Origin of the sequence: Pseudomonas sp. (assembly GCF_048265905.1) — a bacterium.
Taxonomy (GTDB): domain Bacteria; phylum Pseudomonadota; class Gammaproteobacteria; order Pseudomonadales; family Pseudomonadaceae; genus Aquipseudomonas.
Map to the genome: position 1 here is coordinate 30559 of NZ_JBLXAP010000014.1, position 24925 is coordinate 55483.

The 24925-nt window shown below is 53.6% G+C and carries 21 protein-coding genes and 1 tRNA gene; 18 read left to right on the forward strand and 4 right to left on the reverse strand.

Annotation, left to right across the window (positions count from 1 at the left end; genetic code table 11):
- Positions 1 to 51: 51 nt before the first annotated feature.
- From rsmA to ACN0UH_RS16755, 9 genes are all read left to right on the forward strand, one after another.
- Positions 52 to 864 carry a 16S rRNA (adenine(1518)-N(6)/adenine(1519)-N(6))-dimethyltransferase RsmA gene (gene rsmA, locus ACN0UH_RS16715; RefSeq protein ID WP_417663117.1) on the forward strand — a complete coding sequence of 271 codons (813 nt, stop codon included), beginning with the start codon at positions 52 to 54 and terminating at the stop codon, positions 862 to 864.
- A gap of 119 nt (positions 865 to 983) precedes the next feature.
- Positions 984 to 1364 carry a Co2+/Mg2+ efflux protein ApaG gene (gene apaG / locus ACN0UH_RS16720; protein ID WP_417663118.1) on the forward strand — a complete coding sequence of 127 codons (381 nt, stop codon included), beginning with the start codon at positions 984 to 986 and terminating at the stop codon, positions 1362 to 1364.
- Positions 1364 to 2182 carry a symmetrical bis(5'-nucleosyl)-tetraphosphatase gene (locus ACN0UH_RS16725; protein WP_417663119.1) on the forward strand — a complete coding sequence of 273 codons (819 nt, stop codon included), beginning with the start codon at positions 1364 to 1366 and terminating at the stop codon, positions 2180 to 2182. Before apaG ends, ACN0UH_RS16725 begins: the two co-directional genes overlap by 1 nt.
- Positions 2183 to 2184: 2 nt before the next feature.
- Positions 2185 to 2514, forward strand: coding sequence for a thiosulfate sulfurtransferase GlpE (gene glpE / locus ACN0UH_RS16730; protein ID WP_417663120.1), 330 nt, complete (start codon positions 2185 to 2187; stop codon positions 2512 to 2514).
- Positions 2515 to 2933: 419 nt separating this feature from the next.
- Positions 2934 to 4856 (forward strand): PrkA family serine protein kinase, encoded by a 1923-nt coding sequence (locus ACN0UH_RS16735; protein ID WP_417663121.1) that lies wholly within the window; start codon positions 2934 to 2936, stop codon positions 4854 to 4856.
- Positions 4857 to 4968: 112 nt separating this feature from the next.
- The gene (locus ACN0UH_RS16740) at positions 4969 to 6240 is read left to right on the forward strand and encodes a YeaH/YhbH family protein (RefSeq protein WP_417663122.1); all 1272 of its coding nucleotides are present in this window, start codon (positions 4969 to 4971) and stop codon (positions 6238 to 6240) included.
- Positions 6237 to 7817 carry a SpoVR family protein gene (locus ACN0UH_RS16745; RefSeq protein WP_417663123.1) on the forward strand — a complete coding sequence of 527 codons (1581 nt, stop codon included), beginning with the start codon at positions 6237 to 6239 and terminating at the stop codon, positions 7815 to 7817. The genes ACN0UH_RS16740 and ACN0UH_RS16745 overlap by 4 nt, the downstream gene beginning before the upstream one ends.
- A 60-nt stretch (positions 7818 to 7877) precedes the next feature.
- A complete protein-coding gene (locus tag ACN0UH_RS16750) occupies positions 7878 to 8396 on the forward strand; it encodes a DUF4136 domain-containing protein (protein ID WP_417663124.1) in 519 nt (172 codons plus the stop codon).
- A gap of 56 nt (positions 8397 to 8452) precedes the next feature.
- Entirely contained in the window at positions 8453 to 9691 is a 1239-nt protein-coding gene (locus ACN0UH_RS16755; RefSeq protein ID WP_417663125.1) for a multifunctional CCA addition/repair protein, read from the forward strand.
- 39 nt (positions 9692 to 9730) lie between these two features.
- Here ACN0UH_RS16755 and folK read toward each other — a convergent pair whose 3' ends face one another.
- Positions 9731 to 10264: a 2-amino-4-hydroxy-6-hydroxymethyldihydropteridine diphosphokinase gene (gene folK, locus ACN0UH_RS16760; RefSeq protein WP_417663126.1), complete on the reverse strand. Its 534-nt coding sequence runs from the start codon at positions 10262 to 10264 to the stop codon at positions 9731 to 9733.
- On the reverse strand, positions 10255 to 10611 hold the full coding sequence (folB, locus tag ACN0UH_RS16765; RefSeq protein WP_417663127.1) for a dihydroneopterin aldolase: 357 nt from the start codon (positions 10609 to 10611) through the stop codon (positions 10255 to 10257). Before folB ends, folK begins: the two co-directional genes overlap by 10 nt.
- 313 nt (positions 10612 to 10924) lie before the next feature.
- On the opposite strand from folB, the gene plsY reads away from it, so the two are divergent.
- Positions 10925 to 11494 carry a glycerol-3-phosphate 1-O-acyltransferase PlsY gene (gene plsY, locus ACN0UH_RS16770; protein ID WP_417663128.1) on the forward strand — a complete coding sequence of 190 codons (570 nt, stop codon included), beginning with the start codon at positions 10925 to 10927 and terminating at the stop codon, positions 11492 to 11494.
- A gap of 64 nt (positions 11495 to 11558) precedes the next feature.
- On the opposite strand, the gene tsaD is transcribed toward plsY, so the two are convergent.
- Positions 11559 to 12584, reverse strand: coding sequence for a tRNA (adenosine(37)-N6)-threonylcarbamoyltransferase complex transferase subunit TsaD (tsaD, locus tag ACN0UH_RS16775; RefSeq protein ID WP_417663129.1), 1026 nt, complete (start codon positions 12582 to 12584; stop codon positions 11559 to 11561).
- Positions 12585 to 12793: 209 nt separating this feature from the next.
- Between tsaD and rpsU the strand changes: the two genes are divergently transcribed.
- From rpsU to ACN0UH_RS16810, 7 genes are all read left to right on the forward strand, one after another.
- Positions 12794 to 13009, forward strand: coding sequence for a 30S ribosomal protein S21 (gene rpsU, locus ACN0UH_RS16780; protein WP_003296736.1), 216 nt, complete (start codon positions 12794 to 12796; stop codon positions 13007 to 13009).
- 341 nt (positions 13010 to 13350) lie between these two features.
- A complete protein-coding gene (gene dnaG / locus ACN0UH_RS16785) occupies positions 13351 to 15324 on the forward strand; it encodes a DNA primase (protein ID WP_417663130.1) in 1974 nt (657 codons plus the stop codon).
- A gap of 67 nt (positions 15325 to 15391) precedes the next feature.
- Positions 15392 to 17236 (forward strand): RNA polymerase sigma factor RpoD, encoded by a 1845-nt coding sequence (gene rpoD / locus ACN0UH_RS16790; protein WP_087515430.1) that lies wholly within the window; start codon positions 15392 to 15394, stop codon positions 17234 to 17236.
- A gap of 108 nt (positions 17237 to 17344) precedes the next feature.
- A complete protein-coding gene (locus tag ACN0UH_RS16795) occupies positions 17345 to 21079 on the forward strand; it encodes a bifunctional diguanylate cyclase/phosphodiesterase (protein WP_417663164.1) in 3735 nt (1244 codons plus the stop codon).
- Between the two features lie 15 nt (positions 21080 to 21094).
- Positions 21095 to 21171 (forward strand) — tRNA-Ile (locus tag ACN0UH_RS16800).
- Between the two features lie 126 nt (positions 21172 to 21297).
- Complete coding sequence (locus ACN0UH_RS16805) at positions 21298 to 22374, forward strand: tyrosine-type recombinase/integrase (protein WP_417663131.1); 1077 nt, start codon at positions 21298 to 21300, stop codon at positions 22372 to 22374.
- On the forward strand, positions 22371 to 23573 hold the full coding sequence (locus tag ACN0UH_RS16810; RefSeq protein ID WP_417663132.1) for a hypothetical protein: 1203 nt from the start codon (positions 22371 to 22373) through the stop codon (positions 23571 to 23573). The genes ACN0UH_RS16805 and ACN0UH_RS16810 overlap by 4 nt, the downstream gene beginning before the upstream one ends.
- 3 nt (positions 23574 to 23576) lie before the next feature.
- Here ACN0UH_RS16810 and ACN0UH_RS16815 read toward each other — a convergent pair whose 3' ends face one another.
- A complete protein-coding gene (locus ACN0UH_RS16815; RefSeq protein WP_417663133.1) occupies positions 23577 to 24524 on the reverse strand; it encodes a hypothetical protein in 948 nt (315 codons plus the stop codon).
- 167 nt (positions 24525 to 24691) lie between these two features.
- Between ACN0UH_RS16815 and ACN0UH_RS16820 the strand changes: the two genes are divergently transcribed.
- Positions 24692 to 24919, forward strand: a complete 228-nt coding sequence (locus tag ACN0UH_RS16820) for a DNA-binding protein (RefSeq protein ID WP_417663134.1) — start codon at positions 24692 to 24694, stop codon at positions 24917 to 24919.
- Positions 24920 to 24925: the final 6 nt, after the last annotated feature.

Sequence of the window (24925 nt, forward strand, 5' to 3'; positions counted from 1 at the left end):
GCTTGAAGCTGCTTTTAATGCCTGAAAGCTACTAATGTCCGAGAGCTACTAATGTCCGAGAGTTACCAACACCGTGCACGCAAACGTTTTGGCCAGAACTTTCTGCACGACGCCGGAGTAATCCACCGCATCCTTCGCGCCATCCACGCCAAAGAAGGCGAGCACCTGCTTGAGATCGGCCCGGGACAAGGCGCTCTGACTGAAGGCCTGCTCAACGGCGGCGCACAGCTGGACGTAATTGAGCTCGACAAAGACCTGATTCCGATCCTGCAAGCCAAGTTCGGCAGCCAGCCACGCTTTCGCCTGAATCAGGGTGACGCCCTGAAGTTTGACTTCAATCAACTTGAGGCACAGCCGCGTAGCCTCCGTGTAGTCGGCAACCTGCCGTACAACATCTCGACACCATTGATTTTCCACCTGCTGAGCAATGCCTCGCTGATTCGAGACATGCACTTCATGCTACAAAAGGAAGTGGTTGAGCGCCTTGCGGCAGGCCCTGGCGGCGGTGACTGGGGACGTTTATCGATCATGGTCCAGTACCACTGCCGCGTTGAGCACTTATTCAATGTTGGCCCAGGGGCGTTCAATCCCCCGCCTAAAGTCGACTCGGCCATTGTTCGCCTGGTGCCGCACGAAGTTCTGCCGCATCCTGCCAAGGATCACAAACTGCTCGAGCGCGTTGTGCGTGAAGCGTTTAACCAGCGCCGTAAAACCCTGCGCAATACGCTCAAGGCCTTATTGCCTGCCAGTGAGATTGAAGCGGCTGGAGTTGATGGCAGCCTGCGCCCCGAACAGCTCGACTTAGCGGCATTCGTACGCTTGGCCGACAAACTGGCGGAACAGAGCACAGAAAGCCCGAAGTGAACAACCTCGAGCTCTGCTGGCAGCTAAATAGTCATGTGCCCGCGTAAAAACGGGTTAAAGCTTTAAGTCTGTACGCGCATACCCAATTTACCGTTTAACCTAGCCCCGCAGGTTTGAGCATGTCAGATTCGCCTTACCAAATAGACGTCAGCGTTGCGACTCAGTACCTGCCGGAGCAATCACAGGTCGAGCAGAACCGTTTCGCATTCGCCTACACCGTGACCATCACCAATAACGGTCAACTTGCGGCCAAACTTATATCGCGCCACTGGTTGATCACGGATGGAGAAGGTCGCGTGCAAGAAGTACGCGGCGCTGGTGTAGTCGGTGAACAACCGCTGATTGTGCCCGGCCAAACCCACACCTATACCAGCGGCACCGTCATGGCCACTCCTGTGGGCACCATGCAAGGCAGCTATCAGATGATTGCCGAAGACAGCACTCCTTTTGATGCCCATATCGCCCCTTTCCGTCTGGCTGTTCCAGGTTCATTGCACTGATGACGACTTACGCTGTTGGCGACCTGCAAGGTTGCCTAAAACCACTCAAATGCTTGCTCGAAGGTGTCAACTTCGACCCCACTAAAGACAAGCTCTGGCTGGCGGGTGATTTGGTCAACCGTGGCCCGCAATCACTTGAGACCTTGCGCTTTCTCTATGCCATGCGTGACTCAGTCACCTGTGTGCTGGGCAATCATGATTTGCACCTGCTGGCTGTTTCCCAGAATGTCGAACGCTTGAAAAAGTCCGACACCCTGCAAGAAATCCTCGACGCACCAGACCGGACAGACTTGCTCGACTGGCTGCGCCAGCAAAAACTCATGCACTTTGATGCCTCGCGCAACCTGGCGATGGTGCATGCGGGTATTGCGCCGCAGTGGAGTATCGAAAAAGCACTCAAACGCGCAGCCGAAGTTGAAGAAGTCCTGCGCGATGACAGCCGCTTAAAAGAGTTTCTCGATGGCATGTACGGCAATGAACCTAGCGTGTGGAATAGCGAACTAAGCGGCGTCACACGCTTGCGGGTGATCACCAATTACTTCACCCGCATGCGCTTTTGCACAGCCGACGGCACTCTGGACCTGAAAAGCAAGGAAGGTTTGGATACCGCTCCACCAGGCTATCAGCCTTGGTTCAGCCATAAGCAACGCAAAAGCCTCGGCACCAAGATTATCTTTGGGCACTGGGCAGCACTTGAAGGCAAATGCTCAGAGCCCGACCTGTACCCTCTGGATACTGGCTGCGTATGGGGTGGTGCCCTAACTTTAATGAATATCGATAATGCTAAGCTGCACCGCTGTGAGTGCCGCGAGGAATAGTAATGAGTGAGTTCAAAAGAATTTCCCCCGAGCAAGCCCATGCCCTGCGTCAGCAAGGCGCCGTGGTCGTCGATATTCGCGACCCAGACAGCTTTGCCGCTGGACACATCAGTGGCTCACAACATATTGATAACCACTCACTGGTCGACTTTATCGCCCGAGCTGACCTCGATCATCCTCTGATCGTCTCTTGCTACCACGGCAACTCCAGTCAGGGCGCCGCAGCCTACCTGATCGGCCAAGGTTTCACTGACGTTTACAGCCTTGATGGTGGCTTTGAGCTATGGCACGCACGCTTCCCAGGCGAAACCAGCAAGTCTGATCAGGAATAATTTTTTACATCACGCCAAGCCGCACCAGCCAAGGCTTGGCGCCCCACTGGGCCATTTCCAACACAATGATATGGCCACTTGACGCTTGACCTCTCTGATTACCAACTATCATTTATCTTAGGCCATCTAAATACCAAGTAGAGCCTGCCATCCGGCATCCGGGCCATCGGTATGATCAAGGACCTTTTGAAAAGTGCAGGGCGCAAAGGCAGTGCAAAGCATCGACCGCGAAACAGCGCAGTTTATCGATGAAACTGCGCGATTAAGCAGCCTAGCAACGCGCAGCATTGCCTAACGCAGTAGTTTTCTGAGGTTCAGTAGGTGTTCTGGGGGGATATCTGTAGCTGAAAGCTCAGCTAAACCGCCAGCGCCTCACGACCGACCCCGAGCCGTCTCTGAACATCGAGCGAGGTGAAGTCATGAGCATTTTCAGTCACTTCCAACAACGTTTCGAATCGACACGCCAGGAAGAGCTGTCTCTGCAGGAGTATCTCGAGCTATGTAAGCAGGATCGCAGCGCTTACGCCTCGGCAGCAGAGCGGTTATTACTGGCCATTGGCGAACCGGAGCTACTCGACACCTCAAGCAACTCGAGACTGTCGAGAATATTCTCAAACAAGGTTATACGTCGCTATCCAGCCTTTGCCGACTTCCACGGCATGGAAGAGTGTATCGACCAGATCGTTTCCTATTTTCGCCACGCAGCTCAAGGGCTGGAGGAAAAGAAACAAATCCTCTACCTCTTGGGCCCAGTAGGCGGCGGCAAGTCTTCTTTGGCCGAGAAACTCAAGCACTTGATGGAGAAAGTCCCGTTCTATGCAATCAAGGACTCGCCGGTCTTCGAGTCCCCACTTGGCTTGTTTAGCGATGCCGAAGACGGGGCAATTCTCGAAGAGGAATACGGCATTCCCCGGCGCTATCTGAGCAGCATCATGTCGCCGTGGGCAACCAAACGTCTCGGCGAGTTTGGCGGCGATATCAGCCAGTTCCGCGTGGTTAAGCTCTATCCTTCGATTCTCAAGCAAATTGCCGTCGCCAAAACCGAGCCTGGCGATGAAAACAACCAGGACATTTCCGCCTTGGTCGGCAAGGTCGATATCCGCAAGCTGGAAGAATATCCACAAAACGACGCCGACGCCTACAGCTACTCAGGCGCGCTGTGCCGGGCCAACCAAGGCATGATGGAATTCGTCGAGATGTTCAAGGCGCCGATCAAGGTGCTCCACCCACTGCTCACCGCCACCCAGGAAGGTAACTACAACAGCACTGAAGGCCTCGGCGCGATCCCCTATAACGGCATACTGCTTGCGCACTCTAATGAGTCGGAATGGCATAGTTTCCGCAACAATAAGAACAACGAAGCATTCATCGACCGGATTTATATCGTCAAGGTGCCTTATTGCTTGCGCGTCAGCGATGAAATCAAGATCTACGACAAATTGCTGATCAATAGCTCCCTGGCCAATGCGCACTGCGCGCCTGACACCTTGAAAATGCTGGCTCAATTTTCAGTGTTGTCGCGGCTGAAAGAGCCAGAAAATTCGAATATATACTCGAAGATGCGCGTCTATGACGGCGAAAACCTCAAAGACACCGACCCTAAAGCCAAGTCAATTCAGGAGTACCGCGACAGCGCTGGCGTCGATGAAGGCATGAACGGCCTTTCAACCCGCTTCGCCTTCAAGATCTTGTCAAAAGTCTTCAACTTCGACGCCAACGAAGTCGCTGCCAACCCGGTGCATTTGCTCTATGTACTTGAGCAACAGATTGAGCAAGAGCAATTCCCGGCAGAGGTCCGTGAACGTTACTTACGCTTCATCAAGGAATACCTGGCGCCGCGCTACATCGAGTTTATCGGCAAGGAAATTCAAACCGCTTACCTTGAGTCTTACAGTGAATACGGTCAGAACATCTTCGACCGTTACGTGCTGTACGCCGACTTCTGGATTCAGGACCAGGAATACCGCGACCCGGAAACCGGCGAAATTCTCAACCGTGTCGCCCTTAACGAAGAACTGGAGAAAATCGAGAAACCAGCGGGCATCAGTAATCCAAAAGATTTCCGCAACGAGATCGTCAACTTTGTCTTGCGTGCCCGAGCCAACAACAACGGCAAGAACCCAACCTGGCTCAGTTACGAGAAGTTGCGCGTGGTGATCGAGAAGAAAATGTTCTCCAACACCGAGGACTTGCTACCGGTTATCAGCTTCAACGCCAAAGCCAGCAAAGAGGATCAACAAAAGCACAACGACTTCGTTACGCGCATGGTTGAGCGTGGTTACACCGATAAGCAAGTTCGCCTGCTGTCCGAGTGGTATCTACGGGTACGTAAATCGCAGTAACCGATACCCGCGCCGCCCAATGGCTGCGCGGGTTGCTGCAGGCGCTTGAATGTCTGCTAGCCATAGAGTTGTCTGAGGCCAATACCGCTCAGACATTCTCTAAGGAGAAGTCATGAGCTACGTGATAGACCGACGCCTAAATGGCAAGAACAAGAGCACGGTAAACCGCCAGCGCTTTTTGCGACGTTACCGCGAGCACATCAAAAAAGCAGTTGAGGAGGCCGTCAGCCATCGCTCAATTACCGATATGGAGCACGGTGAGCAAATCAGCATACCGGGACGCGATATCGACGAACCGGTATTGCATCATGGCCGCGGCGGCAAACAAACCACCGTACACCCCGGCAACAAGGAGTTTTCCAGCGGTGACCGTATTCCCCGGCCACAAGGGGGCGGTGGCGGTCAGGGCAGTGGTAAAGCCAGCAACTCTGGCGAAGGCATGGATGAGTTCGTCTTCCAGATTACTCAGGAAGAATTTCTCGACTTCATGTTCGAAGACCTCGAACTGCCCAACTTGGTTAAACGCCACTTGACCGGTACCGACACCTTTAAAACCGTGCGGGCTGGCATCAGCAGTGAAGGCAACCCATCACGTATAAACATCGTACGCACCTTGCGCTCAGCCCACGCCAGACGCATTGCTCTATCGGGCAGCAGCCGGGCAAAGCTTAAACTGGCGCAAGCCGAACTTGAGCGCCTAAAGCGCGAAGAACCAGACAACTTCGGCGATATTCAAGCCATTGAGGAAGAAATTAGCAAACTACATGCCCGCATCAATCGCGTGCCATTTCTCGATACCTTCGACCTTAAATACAACCTGCTGGTGAAACACCCCAACCCCAGCTCAAAAGCGGTGATGTTCTGCTTGATGGATGTCTCTGGCTCGATGACCCAAGCCACCAAAGACATCGCCAAGCGCTTCTTCATCCTTCTTTACCTGTTTCTCAAACGTAATTACGACAAGATTGAAGTGGTATTTATTCGGCACCACACCAGTGCGCGTGAGGTGGACGAAGAGGAATTTTTCTATTCGCGCGAGACTGGCGGCACCATTGTCTCCAGCGCGTTGAAACTGATGCAAGAAGTCATGACCGAGCGTTACCCGGTGAATGAATGGAACATCTATGCCGCACAAGCCTCGGATGGCGACAACTGGAATGACGACTCACCGGTGTGTAAAGACATTCTGATCAACCAAATAATGCCGTTCGTGCAGTACTTCACCTATGTCGAAATCACCCCGCGCGAGCATCAAGCACTGTGGTACGAATACCAACAGATTAGTGAGGCGTTTGCTGACACCTTTGCTCAGCAACAGTTGGTGACTGCCGGTGATATTTACCCGGTATTCCGCGAACTCTTTCAGCGCAGGCTAACAGCATGATCAATCCTGAGAAGGCTGTATCCGAAAAGAAGCGTCAACCAATCTCCACCGGCTCGGAATGGACCTTTGAGCTGATACGGACCTACGACCGTGAAATCAGCCGGCTTGCCGAACGCTATGCGCTGGATACTTATCCCAATCAGATTGAAGTGATCACCGCTGAACAAATGATGGACGCCTATGCCTCCGTCGGCATGCCGCTGGGTTATCACCACTGGTCGTACGGCAAACAGTTCCTCTCCACCGAGAAAAACTACAGCCGCGGGCAAATGGGGCTCGCGTACGAAATTGTGATCAACTCTGACCCGTGCATCGCCTACCTCATGGAAGAGAACACGATGTGCATGCAGGCACTGGTCATCGCTCATGCCTGTTATGGCCACAACAGTTTTTTTAAAGGCAACTACCTGTTCCGCACCTGGACTGACGCTAGCTCGATCATCGATTACCTGGTGTTCGCCAAGCAATACATCATGCAATGTGAAGAACGCCACGGCATTGATGCAGTTGAAGACCTGATCGACTCCTGCCACGCCCTGATGAATTACGGCGTTGATCGCTACAAGCGCCCTTACCCAATATCAGCCGAGGAAGAGCGACGCCGCCAGAAAGAACGCGAAGAGCACCTGCAAAAGCAGATCAACGATCTGTGGCGCACCATTCCCAAAAGCGCGAGCAAGGACAGCGACAAAGACGACAAACGCTTCCCGCCTGAGCCACAAGAAAACATCCTGTATTTCCTCGAGAAACATGCACCGCTGCTCGAGCCTTGGCAGCGCGAAGTGATTCGGATCGTCCGCAAAATAGCCCAGTATTTTTATCCACAGCGCCAGACCCAAGTCATGAATGAAGGCTGGGCAACCTTCTGGCACTACACGCTCATGAACGACCTTTATGACGAAGGGTTGGTGACAGACGGCTTTATGATGGAGTTTTTACAGTCCCACACCAGCGTGGTCTATCAACCGGCATTTGACAGCCCGTATTACAGTGGAATAAATCCCTATACCTTGGGTTTTGCCATGTATTGCGACATCCGCCGGATCTGTGAGAATCCGACAGAGGAAGACCAGCGCTGGTTCCCGGAAATCGCAGGCAGTGATTGGCTGAGCACCCTTAAATTCGCCATGCACAGCTTTAAGGATGAGAGTTTTATCCTGCAGTACTTATCGCCCAAAGTAATCCGCGACTTAAAGCTATTCAGCGTGCTCGATGACGACCAGCAAGATGAATTGCTGGTCCCGGCCATCCACGACGATAACGGCTACCAAATTATTCGCGAAACCCTGGCCGCGCAATACAACTTGGGCAACCGGGAGCCCAATGTGCAGATATGGAGCATCGACCGGCGCGGTGATCGTTCCCTGACCCTGCGCCATCAGCAACATGATCGAAAACCACTGGGCGACTCCACCGAGGAAGTTCTCAAGCATCTGCATCGCCTGTGGGGCTTCGATATCCATCTTGAAGTGATGCAAGGCGACAAACAGATCAACAGCCAGCATGTGCCACCCAAGAAGGAAGCTGAACGAGAGGCTGATTACCCGCGCCTCGACCTGATCATCCCGCCCATTTGATGGGTTGTGCTCTGTCTTCCCGCTAAAGAGCATCAAGGCCTATCTTCCGAGGTGACCTTGATGCGCTTATTGCTGATACTTCTGACCTGCATGGCTTTGGCCAGCTGCGCAAATACCCCGACGCCTCATACCGAGATAAGCACTGTAAACCCGCAGGCTCTCAGCGCACTAAGCCGTTTCAAACTTATCTCGCCCGAACCAATTCTGAAGCCCTCTGCGGCGCCTCCTGCGCTTTATCCACAGCTGACGTTGCTGCTGCGCGAGCAGTTGCAGCAACGGGGTTATCAACAGGCTGAGCCTGCGCAAATTCATGTTTATTACTGGCTCGAAGTGTGCGAACAACCTATTGAATTCGAGGTTGACCAAGCGCCGCCCAACCAGTTAGGTGCCTATCAAGCCATTCATGTATTGCACGACGAAACCGGCACCCTGCGCTTGCGGCTGACCGATCCTGCCAACAATGTGCTGTGGCAAGGCACCAGTAAAACTGGCCTCAGCCCCGCCAGCTACAGCGCCAAACTGCTTAAACAAGCAGTGCTTGCACTCACGACACAGATACCCGCCAGCACCGCCCGTTAAGCTAACTTCCTATGTGACGCCTACAACCGCTATCCTCTGCAGCAATGGAGGCATACATGCAAATTTATAAGGTTGGCGGTGCAGTACGTGATCGCCTGTTGGGACGCGAAGTAACCGAAAATGACTGGGTCGTGGTTGGCGCCACAGCCGAGCAGATGCTCGAGCTGGGTTATCGTCCGGTCGGAGCAGATTTTCCAGTTTTTCTGCACCCACAAACAAAAGATGAATACGCGCTTGCACGAACGGAACGTAAAAGCGGTCGTGGCTATGGCGGCTTCACCTTCTACGCCAGCCCCGAAGTTACGCTCGAGGAAGACCTGATTCGCCGCGACCTGACCATCAACGCAATCGCCGAGGACGATAACGGCAATCTCTATGATCCATACGGCGGCCAGCGCGACCTGGAGGCCAAGTTACTGCGCCATGTATCGCCCGCCTTTACCGAAGACCCGCTGCGTGTGCTGCGGGTCGCCAGATTTGCCGCGCGTTATGCGCCTCTTGGGTTTAGCGTCGCCACAGAGACGTTGCAACTGATGCAGCAACTGAGCGAGTCAGGCGAGCTCAGCGCCTTAACGGCAGAGCGCAGTTGGAAAGAAATATCACGCGCATTGATGGAACCAAGGCCCGATGTTTTCGTTGAGGTGCTGCGCGATTGCGGCGCGCTCAAGGTTTTACTGCCTGAAGTCGACGCCCTGTTTGGTGTACCTCAACCAGCAGCGCATCACCCCGAAATAGACACCGGCGCGCATGTCCTCAGCGTGCTGCGTCAGTGCGCAGAACATAACCAGCCACTCAGTGTTCGCTGGGCTAGCCTGCTGCACGATGTAGGTAAAGGCCTGACCCCGGAAGACCAATGGCCACGGCACATTGCCCACGAGCAACGTGGACTCAAGCTGATCAAGGCCATCAATACCCGCTGTAAAGCCCCCAAAGACTGCCAGGAACTGGCGTTGCTGGTCGGAGAGTTTCACACTCACGGTCATCGTGCCCTTGAGCTAAAACCGTCAACATTGTTGGAGTTACTACAACGCTTTGACGTATTCCGCAGGCCACAACGCTTTGAAGAGTTCATTGCCGCCTGCGAGATGGACGCTCGCGGCCGTGATGGCTTTGAAGGGCGTGATTACCCACAAGCCAGCTACCTGCGCAGCGTGATGCAGACAGCTTGCGCCGTCGCCGTAAAGCCCTTGTTGGCTCAGGGATTCAAAGGGCCGGAATTGGGTGAGGCGTTACAGCGCGAGCGGCTGCGGGCCATCACCCAGTTCAAGAAGGGCTATCAGCCGCAATCAGACTGATTGCGGCTGCACACAAATTAGCGCAATAACTGCATGGTTTCAGCAGGCAGATGCCTCGAGGAGCGCCTGCGGCGTCAGTTGCTGCTGTCGCCAACTAAACAGGGTGGGCTGCAGCACTTGCTCAATCTGCGCGTTCGCCCAAAGCTCAGCGAAACTGCGTTGTTCGCCAGGGTGCAACACCGCTGGCGCTAGCAGCGACAACGGCCAAAGCACAAACGCATTCTTCAGGATTTCAGCGCGCGGTAATACTAAACCATCAAAATTGCCAACCAAATCGCCATAGAGCAAGACATCAATATCCAACGGCAAACCGACGCGATCAGGCGCATAACGGCCGTTATCCGCTTCGATAAACTTCAATTTACGATCAAGATCGTGCAGCGACATATCGGTCAAGCCGACCACCACTAAATTGAAGAACGGCCCACTTTTAATGCCGACGGGTGCGCTCTCAAATACCGCCGAGCAGCGCATGTCCTTGAGCAATCCCGCCAGCGCATCAAGACCGGCGCACAGATGCGCTTCGCGGTCGATATTACTGCCAAGACCAAGGTAAACCGGGGTTAGCGACATCCGCGCTCAATCTCCACACCGACACCGCCAAGCGCGGCTGGAACCGCGCCTGGCTTGGTCAGCTTCAGGCGTAACCAGGGAATCTGGAACTCATTCATAAGCATCTCAGCCAAACGTTCGGCGAATGTTTCGACCAAAATAAAAGTCGCCTCGCTGGCAAACGCCTGTACCCGCGCAGACAACTTGGCGTAATCCAGCGCCTTCTCCAGATCATCGCCCGCTGCTGCTGGCTTGTTATCCCAGCCCAACTGTAGGTCCAAACGCAGGCACTGACGAATCGTACGCTCCCAGTCGTATGCGCCGATCACTGTATCGACCTCCAGACCTTCGATAAAGACTGTGTCCAAACCTTTCTCCACTTCTCGAATTAGCCAACGATTACTGACATTGCCTGAATGAAAATACTAGTCCGGCACTATAAAGATTCCCAGACAGATATAAATGCTCAATTGCGACTTAGAGCCCCTGAAACTAAGAGCCTCCTGAAAAGGTAGCGAGCAACCGACGTTACAGCCAAAGGCTGGCCTGGCATCGCCTGCGGCGGAATAACTCGCGCAGTAGTTTTTCAATGGTTGCTTAGTCCTGCTAGTTTTCCAGAGGATTCCTAGGGCTTCGTCAGCCCTGCTAGAATCAATGCACCTCTTGGGGCGGATCAACTCCATGTTTGCGTTGCTGGTAATTCTTGCTTACTTGCTCGGCTCAGTCTCCTTTGCCATCTTGCTCAGTCAGGTTGCAGGCAGACCAGACCCGCGCGCGTATGGTTCAGGCAACCCTGGCGCAACCAACATGATGCGAACCGCTGGCAAACGCTTGGCGGCGCTCACCCTGCTTGGCGATTTACTCAAAGGCTTATTGCCTATTTTTATCGCCAAAATGCTCGGTCTTAACCTTCAGCAGCAAGCATGGATCGGGCTGGCTGCCGTAGTCGGTCACATGTATCCGCTTTACTTCCGCTTCAGAGGTGGCAAAGGCGTTGCAACCGCCGCTGGGGTATTTCTCGGCCTGTACCTGCCCGCGGCGCTGTTGGCGACCGTGTTATGGCTGCTGACATTTGCCACCACCCGTACCAGCTCACTTGCCGCGCTTATTGCGACACCGCTAACACTGCCGTTACTGGCCTGGCAACAGCCTAGCTTGTTGCTGCCGGTAAGCGTATTGACCGCACTTATCGTGTGGCGTCACCGCGGGAATTTACGCGATCTTTTCGCCGGGCGAGAGCGACAATTCTGAATCCACAGCATGAGCCGCGTTCACCCAGCAGGGCGGCGCCAGCAAGAACTGCATGAACATCCAGTTACAGCGGCGCAAGCTGCTCCATGGGCCAACGTGCGCGCACCGCAATGCTTAAGTCTTCATGCTGCCCGGCCAACAAGCGCTGACAACCCGCGTAGGCGATCATTGCGCCATTATCGGTACAGAACTCCGGACGCGCATAAAACACCTGCCCGTTAAACTCGCCGAGCATTTTTTCCAGCGATTGGCGCAAAGCCGTATTAGCGCTCACGCCACCAGCAATCACCAAGCTGTTCAACCCCGCCAGTTTCAAGGCGCGGCGGCACTTGATTGTCAGCGTCTCAACCACGGCCTGTTGAAATGCCAAGGCAATGTCACAGCGCGTCTGCTCGCCGTCATCGCCGTCAGTCACACATTGCTGCCAGGTATTCAGGGTGAAGGTTTTCAAGCCGCTAAAGCTCATGTCCAAGCCTGGGCGATCAGTCATTGGTCGCGGGAACACAAACCGCCCAGCAACGCCCTGACTGGCTAAGCGCGCAATTTCTGGACCGCCGGGATAACGCAACCCCATTAACTTGGCTGTTTTATCGAAGGCCTCGCCCGCTGCGTCATCCAGCGACTCACCGAGCAACTGATATTGACCAATGCCATCAACGCGAACCAACTGGGTATGCCCGCCGGAAACCAACAAAGCGACGAACGGAAAGCTTGGCGGGTTTTGCTCCAGCATTGGCGCGAGCAAGTGGCCCTCCATGTGATGCACACCCAGTGCCGGAATCCCCCAAGCGAAGGCTAAAGACTGGGCGCAGGAAGCTCCCACCAACAGTGCACCGACCAGCCCTGGGCCTGCGGTATAGGCAATTGCATCAATGTCTTCGGTGCTGCACTGCGCCTGCTCCAACACCTGCCGGATCAACGGCAGCATGCGCTTTACGTGATCGCGCGAGGCCAATTCCGGCACGACACCGCCATAGATACGGTGCAAATCGATCTGGCTGAACAACGCATCGGCCAAAAGCCCGCGCTCACTGTCATAGAGCGCGACACCGGTTTCATCACAAGAGGTTTCTAAACCCAGTACCAACATTGGCTAACGCCTTGATTTAAAGAGGGACTTGAACAAGAAGTCAGGCATAATAATGGCCGCACGGGTATGCCGACCAGCGCTTTTCGATCAGAGGCTTTGCATTCTTCGCGATGAGGCGTTAACATCCGCAACCCTTAAAAACCTACGTACTCCAGCGCCTTTAGTTAGGAGCACGTTAACCACCGAATTAAAGTGAAGGTACGCCCTGGATGCCAGCCGTCAAAGTTAAAGAGAACGAACCCTTCGACGTAGCTCTGCGTCGCTTCAAGCGCTCTTGCGAAAAAGCCGGTGTACTGGCTGAAGTTCGCAGCCGCGAATTCTACGAAAAGCCGACTTCTGAGCGTAAGCGTAAAGCAGCAGCCGCTGTTAAGCGTCACGCGAAGAAAGTACAGCGCGAACAGCGCCGTAGCGTGCGCCTGTACTAATCGTACAGACCGCATAGCTGCAGTCTGCATTGCCCGGCTCCGGCCGGGCTTTGCCGTTTCCGTCAGATAACTTCTGACTCAACTCAGCTTACTCATCATTGAGCGCACCACTGCGCTTCGCCTTCGCGAATAATCGGAGCTTTTTTCGCTGAGCGATTGCCACAAATTTCTCGCGAATACGCACAGCACACGCTTTATGACGGGTAACCGCACATCGCATCAGTCACACTTCTTGGGTGTCGCTGCAGCTTTCGATGTAATGATCTGCGCTCCACAATAGACTATATATGTACGTTTCCCATGTCCGCCTGCGCAACTCCAGGCCAACATACTGAGCGCCTATGGCCGGCTTGATTCCACAGTCTTTTATTGATGACCTGCTCAACCGCACCGACATTGTCGACGTGGTGAGTTCGCGCATTCAGTTAAAAAAGGCTGGCAAGAATTACACCGCCTGCTGCCCGTTCCACAAAGAGAAAACTCCCTCTTTTAGCGTCAGCCCTGACAAACAGTTCTATTACTGTTTCGGCTGCGGCGCTGGCGGCAACGCGCTCGGCTTTGTCATGGACCACGACCAGCTTGATTTCCCGCAAGCGATAGAAGACCTGGCAAAGCGCGCAGGCATGGAAGTGCCCCGCGAAGAAGGCGGACGCAACAACAAGCCGCGCCAGCCGACAGACTCACCGCTCTACCCGCTGCTCACGGCAGCTGCAGAGTTTTACCGCCAAGCGCTAAAGAGCCACCCACAGCGCAAAGCCGCCATTGAATACCTTAAAGGTCGCGGCCTTACAGGCGAAATCGCTCGAGACTTTGGGCTCGGCTTTGCCCCACCCGGCTGGGACAACCTGCACAAATACTTGGCCAGCGACAATCTCCAGCAAAAAGCCATGATTGACGCGGGCCTGCTGGTCGAAAACGCCGAGAGCGGAAAACGCTACGACCGCTTTCGTGACCGGGTGATTTTCCCGATTCGCGACAGCCGCGGCCGAGTAATAGCCTTCGGCGGACGCGTACTCGGTGACGACAAACCGAAATACCTAAACTCGCCAGAGACCCCGGTATTCCATAAAGGCCAAGAGCTTTACGGCTTATTTGAAGCGCGCAAAAGCAACCGTGACCTTGACGAAATAATGGTCGTCGAAGGCTACATGGACGTCATTGCCCTCGCCCAACAAGGCCTGCGCAATGCCGTTGCCACGCTCGGCACAGCGACCAGTGAAGAACACCTGAAACGCCTGTTTCGCATCGTACCAAGCGTATTATTTTGTTTTGACGGCGACCAAGCAGGGCGCAACGCAGCATGGCGCGCACTGGAGGCCACCCTACCCAATTTACAGGACGGCAGGCGCGCCCGTTTTTTATTTTTACCGGACGGCGAAGACCCTGACACCCTAGTCCGCAGCGAAGGCACAGACGCCTTCCGCGCACGGATCAACCAGCAAGCACAGCCACTTGCTGACTACTTTTTCGAGCACTTGAGCGAAGAAGCCGATCCGCGCTCACTAGAAGGCAAGGCACACCTGGTCACCCTCGCCGCACCAATGATTGAAAAAGTCCCGGGCAACAACCTACGCATATTGATGCGTCAACGCCTCACCGAGATCACTGGCCTTAGCGGTGAAACAGTCAATCAAATGGCTCCAACTCACAGCCACCAGAGCAGTGCAGCGCCAAGTGACTTCGCCGACATACCGGACAGTGCTTATCTCGACGGACAACCGGATTACAACGACTACCAACATGCTGAACCAGAGCTAAACTTTGAGTTCAGCAGTAAGGAAAAGAGCAAAGGCAACTGGAAGAAACAGGACGGCAAGTGGAGCAAGAAAGCTCGCGACGACTTCAAGCCCCGCAAACCACGTACGGTTATCGGTGTTGAATCGCCCAACATCAGTGCATTACGCACACTTCTCCATCACCCTGAGCTTGCGCAAAAAGTCGAAAATGTCAGCCACTTCGCTGCAGAAGACGACACATATGCGCAACTTCTTGTCGCCTTGGTTGGCGCACTGCAAAAGGACCCGAGCTTACGTTCACTGCAACTTATTGCACGCTGGCACGGCACCGAACAGGGGCGTTTATTACAGGCACTTGCAGAAAAGGAATGGCTAATTGATCACGACAACCTTGAACAACAGTTTATCGACACCATAACTAGGCTTGCACAGAACCAATTGCAAAGGCGGCGTGAACAGGCATTGCGTAGTGTCATGCTAAAAAGCCCGAGCGAACTGACCGAAGAGGAAAAAGCACTGCTGAGAGAACACTACAGCAGCCCTTCCTCACAGAGCGAGAAGAGCTCAACTGGCGCTTGAGCCCAATTCCGAGGTATAATCCTCGGCTTGTTTTTAGCCCGCCAAGACCTTCAATGGATAGGGTGTTATGTCCGTAAAAGCTCAACAGCAATCTCGTTTGAAAGAATTGATCAGCCGCGGTCGTGAGCAGGGTTACCTGACTTACGCGGAGGTCAATGACCACTTGCCGGAGGATATTTCCGATCCGGAACAGGTGGAAGACATCATCCGCATGATTAACGACATGGGGATCAACGTATTCGAGAGTGCTCCCGATGCGGACGCTCTGTTGTTGGCTGAAGCCGACACCGACGAAGCTGCCGCTGAAGAAGCCGCAGCAGCACTCGCAGCCGTTGAAACCGATATCGGCCGCACCACTGATCCGGTGCGGATGTACATGCGTGAAATGGGCACCGTGGAACTGCTTACCCGCGAAGGCGAGATCGAAATCGCTAAACGCATTGAGGAAGGCATCCGCGAAGTTATGGGCGCTATTGCCCATTTCCCAGGAACAGTCGACAGCATTCTTGCCGAATACAACCGCGTAACCACCGAAGGTGGTCGTTTGGTTGAAGTCCTCAGTGGTTATATTGACCCGGACGACGGCACCGTGCCTGCCGAAGCTGCCGCCCCGACTCCTGCAAAGGACGATAGCGCAGACGACAAAGACGATGACGACGACAGCGACGACAGCGATGACGAGGAAGAAGAAGGCGACGGTGGTCCGGATCCGGAAGAAGCCCTTCGCCGCTTCACCGCAGTAGCTGAACAGCTCGAAATCGCCAACAAGGCGCTTAAAAAGCATGGTCGTAGCAGCAAGCAGGCAAAGGCTGAGCTAAAAGCTCTGGCTGAGCTGTTTATGCCGATCAAGCTAGTGCCTAAGCAGTATGAAGCACTGGTTGTTCGTCTGCGTGACGCGCTTGCGCGCCTTCGCGGTCAAGAACGCGCCATTATGCAAATCTGTGTTCGCGATGCACGCATGCCGCGTGCTGATTTCCTTCGCCAGTTCCCCGGCAATGAAATCGACGAAAGCTGGTCTGAAACCATAGCTAAAGGTAAGGCTAAGTACGCTGAAGCCATTGGCACCCGCATTGCTGATATTCAGCGTTGCCAGCAGAAGCTGGTGGCTTTGCAGACAGAGTGCGACCTGACTCTGGCTGAAATCAAAGACATCAACCGTCGCATGTCGATCGGTGAAGCCAAAGCACGTCGCGCCAAGAAAGAAATGGTTGAGGCTAACCTGCGTCTGGTTATCTCCATCGCCAAGAAGTACACCAACCGTGGCCTGCAATTCCTCGATCTGATCCAGGAAGGCAACATCGGCTTGATGAAGGCAGTGGACAAGTTCGAATACCGTCGCGGTTACAAGTTCTCGACCTATGCAACTTGGTGGATTCGCCAGGCGATCACTCGCTCCATTGCTGACCAGGCGCGGACCATCCGTATTCCTGTGCACATGATCGAGACGATCAACAAGCTCAACCGCATCTCTCGCCAGATGTTGCAAGAGATGGGACGCGAGCCGACGCCGGAAGAACTGGGCGAACGCATGGAAATGCCTGAGGACAAAATCCGTAAGGTATTGAAGATCGCTAAAGAGCCGATCTCCATGGAAACCCCAATCGGCGACGACGAAGATTCGCATTTGGGCGACTTCATTGAAGACTCCACCATGCAATCGCCAATTGATGTGGCGACCGTGGAAAGTCTCAAGGAAGCCACCCGCGAAGTACTCTCCGGCCTCACTGCACGTGAAGCCAAGGTACTGCGCATGCGCTTCGGCATCGACATGAATACCGATCACACTCTTGAAGAGGTGGGTAAACAGTTCGATGTAACGCGTGAACGTATTCGTCAGATCGAGGCCAAGGCGCTACGCAAGTTGCGCCACCCGACACGAAGCGAGCATCTGCGCTCCTTCCTCGACGAGTAACACTAAAACCCCCGGCAAACACCGGGGGTTTTATTTTATATTCCCCGGCAAAGTAAGACCCAGACTACACTCGAAATAACTATCCATTCGACATGGACTGCACATGTGATGCGGCAATTGTCAGTCATTATTTTGCTCGGTCTGGCTCTGTGGACTTCAGCCGCAGCGGCACTCACGTTAACGCCAACAGAAAAGCTTTGGCTGCAGCAGCACCCAACACTGCGCCTCGGCATAGACGCCTCTTGGCCGCCGTTTGAGTTTCGTGATGAGCAAGGCAAGTATCGTGGCCTCGCCGCAAGCTACATCACGCACATCGAGCAAACCCTCAAGGTCAAAGTCAAACCCATTGAACCGCGGGACTGGAGCGCTGTGCTCTCGCTCGCCAAGGCCGGTGATATCGACTTACTGCCGGGCATCATGTCGACACCCGAACGGCAAACCTATCTGGCCTTCACTCGCCCTTATCTTGATTTCCCCATCGTCATTCTGGCGCGTAAAGACGGACCTCAACCCCGTAACCTCAAAGCGCTTTACGGATTAAAGGTTGCCGTCGTCAAAAACTATGCGCCACACGAACTGCTACGCAATAACAACCCAGACCTCAACTTGCTGCCTCTGCCCACGGTGGATTCTGCCCTGCAAGCCTTGAGCACTGGCCGCGCGGATGCACTGGTCGGCGACCTTGCCTCCAGCATCTGGCGCTTACGACAACTCAAGCTCGAAGGTGTATCTATAAGTGGTGAAACGCCGTACCGCTATCAACTGGCGATGGCAACACCGCCGAACAATCAGGTGTTAGTCGGTATTCTCGACAAAGTTTTTGACGACATGAGCAATGAGCAGATCGATGAATTGCAAGAGCCGTGGATTGGCGGGGTAATTGATAGCCGCAACCATTGGCGTGAAGTGCTGATCTACGGACTACCGTTTCTAGCCGCCCTGCTCGCAATATTGTTAAGCGTCGTAATCAGCAACCGGCGCCTGAACTCCGAGGCAAACAGACGACGTCTGGTCGAACAAGAATTACGTACAAGTGAACATCACTATCGCGGTCTGGTTGAAAACCTGTCGGCAATCACTTGGGAATCAACCGCAGATTCACTCTGCTACACCTACGTCTCCTCCCATGCAGAAAAGCTCTTGGGATATCCGCTCGATAACTGGAAAAAATCAGGTTTTTGGCAAAGTATTTTGCATCCTGAAGACGCAGCCGAAACCATAAGTTTCACCACAACAGAGACCGCGGCTGGCCGCGACCACAGCCTCGACTATCGCATGCTGGCCAAGGATGGTCATGTCGTTTGGGTGCGTGACATCGTCACCCTGAGCCAGCAGAGTGACAAGCTCACGCTACGCGGTCTGATGATCGATATCAGCGAAACCAAGCGCACAGAGCAAGCGTTGCGCCTATCAAAACAGAAGTTTATTTCTGTGTTCCAACAGTGCCCAGACATCATGGTCATTGCCGACCGCAAGGCTGGCACGCTGCTCGAAGTAAATCAGGCATTTGAGCAACAGTTTGCAATCCGTATAGACGAGGCAATCGGTAAAACCCCATATGAACTGAATATCTGGGGCGAACCCGATGCGGACCGCACATTTCAGGAAAAGATGGCAAATGGCTCGCTGCGCAACCTTGAACTGCCATTTCGCCGCAGTAACGGCGAACTGTTTACCGGCCTGGTCTCAGCCGAAGCACTTAATCACGCGGACAACAGCACGCTGGTTATCGTCATCCGCGACATCAGCATAATACGCAGCACTCAGCATCTGCTTGAACTGTCCGAGGAAAAATTCGCGAAAGCATTCCACGCCTCCCCGGATGGAATGCTGATTACCCGTGCGGAAGATGGCATGCTGCTTGATGCCAACGAGGGGTTCGCCCACATAACCGGATTCAATGCAAAACAAGTATTAAATCGCTCAACCTTGGAGCTCGGGCTTTGGAACGACCCCAAACAGCGCGCCTATATACTGCAACAGTTACAGAACCACGGCAGCATACGGGACTACACCGCCGCGATTAGAACAAGCACTGGTGCTGTGCGCATTTGCGAACTCTCAGCCCAGTTCATGACCATCGGCAACGAGACCTGCCTGCTCACAATCGCCCGCGATGTGACGGACAAGCACGTCATGCAGGAAAAACTTCTACAAGCTGCCACTGTATTTGAAAGCACTGCGGAAGGCGTGATGATCACCGACACCAATCAACACATCACCGCAATTAACCGCGCCTTCACCGAAATCACCGGATTTAGCGAACTTGAAACACTGGGCAACCACGCCAGCATGCTGTCTTCAGGTCGTCACGATCGAAGCTTCTACGCAGCAATGTGGCAACAACTCACCCGCAACGGCCATTGGCAGGGCGAGATCTGGAACAAGCGTAAAACTGGCGAAATATTCCCTGAATGGCTGACCATCAGCGCCGTGCGCAACAGCCTTAATGAAATAACCCATTATGTGGGCGTATTTGCCGACATCACCCCGCTAAAACAAGCGCAGGCAAAACTAGACCACCAAGCCCACCACGACTCTTTAACCGGCCTGCCTAATCGACTGCTGTTTGAAACCCGCCTGCAGGCCGAGCTTGAAAAATGCCATGCCAGCGACCGACATGGCGCCGTGCTGTTTATGGACCTGGACCGTTTCAAGCACATCAATGACAGCCTCGGCCACCCGATCGGCGACCAACTGCTTAAAAGCATTGCCGAACGACTCAAGCTTCAATTAGGCGAACAGGACACCGTGGCGCGGCTCGGTGGCGACGAATTCATCATCCTTTTACCTGAACTGCAAACCCGCGACCAAGCGGCGCAAACAGCCGAAAGGCTTCTCGCCTGCTTCAAGCAGGCATTTATCGTCGAACAGCATCAATTCTTTATAAGCGCCAGCATCGGCCTCAGCCTCTACCCCGATGACGCTCAAGACGTCGCCTCGCTAATCAAAAACGCCGACACGGCCATGTATCAATCCAAAGCCAAAGGCCGCAACCGCTTAGAGCTATACACGCCAGAGCTCAGCTCTATCGCCACCGAACGCATGAACCTTGAAATCGGCTTGCGCCACGCGCTGGAGCACAACCAGCTGCACGTGGTCTACCAACCTAAATTCAGCCTGAACAACAATCAATTGATCGGTGCCGAGGCACTGGTTCGCTGGACGCATCCAGAGCTGGGCGAAATCCAACCAAGCCGCTTTATCCCGATAGCCGAAGAGTGCGGCTTGATTCTGCCTTTGGGCAGTTGGATGCTGGAGCAATCTTGCAAACAGATGGCCAGCTGGCAAGCGACACATGCACCCTTCGGTGCAATCGCAGTCAACCTCGCAGGCGTTCAACTACGTCAACCCGACTTGATCGAAATGATCGCAGCATTACTCAAGCGCTATAAATTGGCGCCTGAACTATTGCAGCTGGAGATCACCGAAAGCTTCATCATGAATCAGACTGAGGATGCTCTCGATACACTTCACCGCCTCAAAAAGCTCGGTCTACAACTGGCAATCGATGATTTCGGCACCGGCTACTCTTCGCTGAGTTACCTAAAGCGATTGCCGCTGGACACGCTGAAAATCGACCAATCATTCGTTCGTGGCTTACCGCAAAACCCCCATGACGCAGCAATCGCCCGCGCCATCATCGCCCTGGGCAATAGCCTGCAGCTCACGGTGATCGCCGAAGGTGTCGAGACCAAAGCCCAGGCGCAATTTTTAGCCAAAGCCGGTTGCGAGCAAATACAGGGCTTTTTTATCAATCGGCCTCTGGATGCCAAACTTTTTGCAGATAAATTCCTCCAACCGAAGCGATCAGTTGGCATGACGCGGAAGGCGCCGGTATAATCCGCCAGCTTCTGAGGGCCCATAGCTCAGTTGGTTAGAGCAGAGGACTCATAATCCTTTGGTCCACGGTTCGAGTCCGTGTGGGCCCACCAACTTCAAAGCCGCGCACTGCGCGGCTTTTTCATGTCCGCAAGAAAAACAGCTTTACCAGTCCTATAGTCCAAAGGTACAAATTCAGTACAGTGCCGGTACAACGGTACGCTTTTGGAGCAGGAAAAATGGCCACAATCGTCAAAACGGATGCCGGCACTTGGAAGGCCCTAGTACGCAAAACCGGCTGGCCGACCAACACCAAAACCTTCCGTACCAAACGCGATGCCGAAGACTGGGCACGTCGCACCGAAGACGAAATGGTCAGGGGCGTTTACATCCAGCGCAGCGGCTCCGAACGCATGACGTTGGAAATGGCGCTGAAACGCTATCTCAGTGAAATCAGCCCCACCAAGAAGCCGACAACCCAGCGCGCCGAAGCCACCAAAGCCCAACAGCTGATCAACCATGTGGGCAAATACTCCATGGCCGCCCTCTCCGCTGAAATCATCGCCGGCTACCGCGATACCCGCTTGGCCTCGATCACCAATCGCGGCAAGCCCACCAGCAACAACACCGTGCGCCTAGAACTGGCCCTGCTCAGCCACCTGTTCACTGTGGCAATTCAGGAATGGGGCCTGGGCCTGAGCTTTAACCCAGTGCTGAACATCCGTAAACCCAGCCCCGGCGAAGGTCGCGACCGACGCTTATCTGCAGAAGAAGAACGCCGCCTGCTGACCGCCGTGAACAATCACAGCAACCCCATGCTTGGCTGGATCGTCCGCATCGCCCTGGAAACCGGCATGCGCTCATCCGAGATCACATCCCTGCGCCGACATCAGGTCGACATGAAAAAGCGCGTGGTGCGCCTCTCAGATACCAAGAACGACAGCGCTCGCACTGTCCCGCTCAGCAAATGGGCCACAGAGACCTTCCAGGCTGCGCTGAACAACCCTGTACGCCCGATTGACTGTGACTTGGTGTTCTTTGGCGAGCCAGGCAGAAATGGCAAGCGCAGCCCCTACGCCTTCACCAAGACCTGGGGTTTGCTGAAGACCAAGCTCGGTATGCCCGACCTACGCTTCCACGATCTGCGTCATGAGGCGGTCAGCCGGCTGGTCGAAGGCGGTCTATCCGACCAGGAGGTATCCGCCATCAGCGGGCATAGGTCGATGCAGATGCTGAAGCGCTACACGCACCTGCGCGCAGAAGATCTTGTAAAAAAACTAGACGCCCTAAAACACCTAACCAAAGATCAAAAATGAATACAGAAATCACAAAGCCAAGACTGAATCGCCTCCCGCTGACATCAACAATATCGATGGAGAAAATCTGCTCAAACAGAGACATCGTTAATGACGAAATTTTTCTCAAAAAATATCTACGACTGATAAACGGAGAAAAGCAAGCCCTACTCACAAGAATATCGTTAAAAAATATAAAAAATGGCTTTTACAAAAGGGCTGACTCCGAATTCACAGGTGTAACTGACATAGTTCCGGAGGAAGACATAGCCTATGTCAAAGATCTGATACGATCTGGGCATCGCCCCCAAATTTATGTATACAAAAATATAAATAAAGCCGCCCCTGAAGCATATGTCGCACCTGACGACTCCGCCGTTTACCAGGCATACGCAGCCCTTAAAATCGAGATGGCTCCAGTGGTAGTTCTGGAAACGTCAATAGAGCTCGAAGAGAGCGCTTACGAAGTCAGACACCTAAAATTTAAGGAGGAAAATTTAGGAGTTTTTCTTGACTCGACAGTAGCAAAAAAAGAGACCGGAAAAGCACATTCAATTCTTGGGAAAAATATCTCAGCGAGGCACACGCATGAATTAGAAAAACTTCATGCGCACGCCTCTAAACTAGCTGAGGAAGTAAAGATGTTTCACAGCAGCTACATACCCGGACTCCACTACCACCAAACTCTTTTTTCGATTCTCTACAGGCTCAGCGAAAATTTACAGGCCATCAAATTACTAATTAATAACAACTACTACTTTCAAGCAGTTTGCCTGCTCAGATCGACATATGAAATTTCGCTAGATTTTTATGTTGACTGGCTAGCGCCTGAGCAGATTGGCTTTTGGCTCCAAGTGCACGCCAAAGTTGACAGGGCCGGATTCAATACAGCAATGGAATTGGCCCACCCCCAAGAAAATACCAAAAAAAGCAAGTTGCTTATTGAGAAAAAAAGCTACTGCTACAACCTATTAAGCAATGTCAGCAACAAGGCCAATCTCTCGCCACTTGGAAAAACCTTTTACGACGAGATTTATACATTCTCATCCGAAGTAATTCATCAAGACTTCAATATGACCGAAATTTACTCGATACTGATGGAAAATCCAAACAGCGAGACCTTTAATGAAAAGGCAACTACTACACTTATCCGCTGCCTAGACCTTATCACCGCAAAGATATGCCACCGAATAAGACAGGACATTGGCGTCGTTAATTGAGGACTAGAAACGGGCTGGCCGTCCAGCCCCAACGCGACTCCCCCCCCAATTCCCCCGGCGTTCTGCAGCAGCTCTAAGCCAGGCCTCCGCGCGCAGCAGAAGATCAAAAACGGCTTTCCGATCATCCAGCAGTGAGCGGTGAAAAGCTGATCTCTGCTCACGCAGCACACCGACCTCCAGATCGTGATCATCTAGCGCCTGAATCAAGGCGGGCAGCACAGCAGCATCTTCAAGCCTCCCCACACGCCTTACCACAAGCTGCCACGTCAGCGGCCTATGGCGCTCAAGCCAAGGAATAACCTGGGCATCTTCGATGGCCTCTTTCCACCATGAGCGCAGCTTCTCCTTCCTTGCTTGATTGGAAAGCCTCCGGACGTGCTCAGTAAATTGCGGCAACAATTTACGGCAAAACCAGTAGTTGTCAGGCCCATGCGATAGCTTTTCACTGGCTCCACCAATTGGTACTTGGTGGGCCCTACAGTGCTTTTTCCCGCTCAAAACGAACCGCCAGCACATGGAGCAAAAGCGACGAACCGGAGTTTTTTTATAGCCAAGGATCTCATTGATCGCCTGCCCAGCCCCCATTAGCTGTCCCAGCGACACAAGCAAATCAGGAGAAGTTCGGCCTGGAAAGCTCAGGGAATGGCCCATTTCGCCAAACGCCCCCCAACTCAGCTCTTGCCTATTCAAAAAGACGAGAGCTGAGCTCAAACCATCAACCAGCCGCTGTTGGTCCGTAAGGCTGGGGCAACGCACCATGCGCTCCAAAACTTGGCTTACGTGCCTCTTCAAGACTCGCTTGAAGACGATTGGCTTCAATGCCTCGACCGTCGCTTGCTGCAAGATATCGGCTACCAGTGGACGCCATATCGGTACACGCAAATACCCATGTTTCACCCCAAGAATGATCTCAAGCTCATCAGCCGGTGGGGGATGGTGTTTCACGTACATGCTAAAAACTCGACCTCGATGCTAAATTCTCAAATCCGACAAAAAAACCATGTAACCCCATAATTCATGAGGGATGTAGAGTTTTTCAAGTGGCTAATTTTAACTCTTAAAGCCCAACGAAGAATGCTAATAGGATTTAGCCGTAACTGATACCAAGGAGTACCTACATGTCCACAACCCAAGAAATTCTGACCGCTCGCTGCGGAATCCTGATGACCTACGAGCAGCTTGGCGAAATCATGCATCGAAGCCCAGAAGCTCTCCGCATCACGCTCTCTGACAACAGGACTGAGTGGGCTCGGAGCATCAACGCAGCCAAGCGGAAATGGGGGCGCCGCGTGCTATTTCGCACGGAGGACATTGCGAGACTGATCGACGACGGAATCAGCAACTAAAACGCC

Bases quoted from the DNA above. Each gene is read 5' to 3' on its own strand.
- rsmA (WP_417663117.1), top strand. From the start codon at position 52: ATGTCCGAGAGTTACCAACACCGTGCACGCAAACGTTTTGGCCAGAAC.
- apaG (WP_417663118.1), top strand. From the start codon at position 984: ATGTCAGATTCGCCTTACCAAATAGACGTCAGCGTTGCGACTCAGTAC.
- ACN0UH_RS16725 (WP_417663119.1), top strand. From the start codon at position 1,364: ATGACGACTTACGCTGTTGGCGACCTGCAAGGTTGCCTAAAACCACTC.
- glpE (WP_417663120.1), top strand. From the start codon at position 2,185: ATGAGTGAGTTCAAAAGAATTTCCCCCGAGCAAGCCCATGCCCTGCGT.
- ACN0UH_RS16735 (WP_417663121.1), top strand. From the start codon at position 2,934: ATGAGCATTTTCAGTCACTTCCAACAACGTTTCGAATCGACACGCCAG.
- ACN0UH_RS16740 (WP_417663122.1), top strand. From the start codon at position 4,969: ATGAGCTACGTGATAGACCGACGCCTAAATGGCAAGAACAAGAGCACG.
- ACN0UH_RS16745 (WP_417663123.1), top strand. From the start codon at position 6,237: ATGATCAATCCTGAGAAGGCTGTATCCGAAAAGAAGCGTCAACCAATC.
- ACN0UH_RS16750 (WP_417663124.1), top strand. From the start codon at position 7,878: ATGCGCTTATTGCTGATACTTCTGACCTGCATGGCTTTGGCCAGCTGC.
- ACN0UH_RS16755 (WP_417663125.1), top strand. From the start codon at position 8,453: ATGCAAATTTATAAGGTTGGCGGTGCAGTACGTGATCGCCTGTTGGGA.
- folK (WP_417663126.1), bottom strand. From the start codon at position 10,264: ATGTCGCTAACCCCGGTTTACCTTGGTCTTGGCAGTAATATCGACCGC.
- plsY (WP_417663128.1), top strand. From the start codon at position 10,925: ATGTTTGCGTTGCTGGTAATTCTTGCTTACTTGCTCGGCTCAGTCTCC.
- tsaD (WP_417663129.1), bottom strand. From the start codon at position 12,584: ATGTTGGTACTGGGTTTAGAAACCTCTTGTGATGAAACCGGTGTCGCG.
- rpsU (WP_003296736.1), top strand. From the start codon at position 12,794: ATGCCAGCCGTCAAAGTTAAAGAGAACGAACCCTTCGACGTAGCTCTG.
- dnaG (WP_417663130.1), top strand. From the start codon at position 13,351: ATGGCCGGCTTGATTCCACAGTCTTTTATTGATGACCTGCTCAACCGC.
- rpoD (WP_087515430.1), top strand. From the start codon at position 15,392: ATGTCCGTAAAAGCTCAACAGCAATCTCGTTTGAAAGAATTGATCAGC.
- ACN0UH_RS16795 (WP_417663164.1), top strand. From the start codon at position 17,345: ATGCGGCAATTGTCAGTCATTATTTTGCTCGGTCTGGCTCTGTGGACT.
- ACN0UH_RS16805 (WP_417663131.1), top strand. From the start codon at position 21,298: ATGGCCACAATCGTCAAAACGGATGCCGGCACTTGGAAGGCCCTAGTA.
- ACN0UH_RS16810 (WP_417663132.1), top strand. From the start codon at position 22,371: ATGAATACAGAAATCACAAAGCCAAGACTGAATCGCCTCCCGCTGACA.
- ACN0UH_RS16815 (WP_417663133.1), bottom strand. From the start codon at position 24,524: ATGTACGTGAAACACCATCCCCCACCGGCTGATGAGCTTGAGATCATT.
- ACN0UH_RS16820 (WP_417663134.1), top strand. From the start codon at position 24,692: ATGTCCACAACCCAAGAAATTCTGACCGCTCGCTGCGGAATCCTGATG.